Raw genomic sequence first — 364 nt, 5'->3', positions numbered from 1 at the left:
GTCGACGTCATGCTCAAGCCCGAGATCCTCGACCCCCAGGGACAGGCGGTGCAGCGTGCACTGCCCCGGCTGGGATTCAAGGGGATCGCGGATGTCCGTCAGGGAAAGCGTTTCGAGCTGGAGGTGGACGGGCCGGTCGACGACGCCGCCCTGGCCCGCATCCATGAGATGGCCGAGACGTTCCTCGCCAACACTGTCATCGAGGACTTCGTCGTGAAGGTGGAGTCGTGACCGCTCGTATCGGAGTCGTCACCTTCCCGGGGACGCTCGACGACCGGGACGCGTTGCGTGCTGTGCGCCTCGCGGGTGCCGAGCCGGTCTCGCTGTGGCACCGTGACAAGGACCTCAAGCAGGTCGACGCGGT

1 protein-coding gene and 1 pseudogene are annotated in these 364 nt (G+C 66.8%); both read left to right on the top strand.

What is annotated here, in order from left to right:
• A partial coding sequence (purS, locus tag HW130_RS35325) for a phosphoribosylformylglycinamidine synthase subunit PurS (protein WP_218184338.1) occupies positions 1-231 on the top strand: 231 nt, incomplete at its 5' end.
• A pseudogene (locus HW130_RS35320) lies at positions 228-364 on the top strand (phosphoribosylformylglycinamidine synthase subunit PurQ); the annotation flags it as partial. The gene purS and the pseudogene HW130_RS35320, both read left to right, overlap by 4 nt.

It is taken from the genome of Streptomyces sp. PKU-EA00015 (assembly GCF_013387495.1).
Taxonomy (GTDB): Bacteria; Actinomycetota; Actinomycetes; order Streptomycetales; family Streptomycetaceae; genus Streptomyces.
This window is presented reverse-complemented; position numbering and strand designations above follow the sequence as displayed.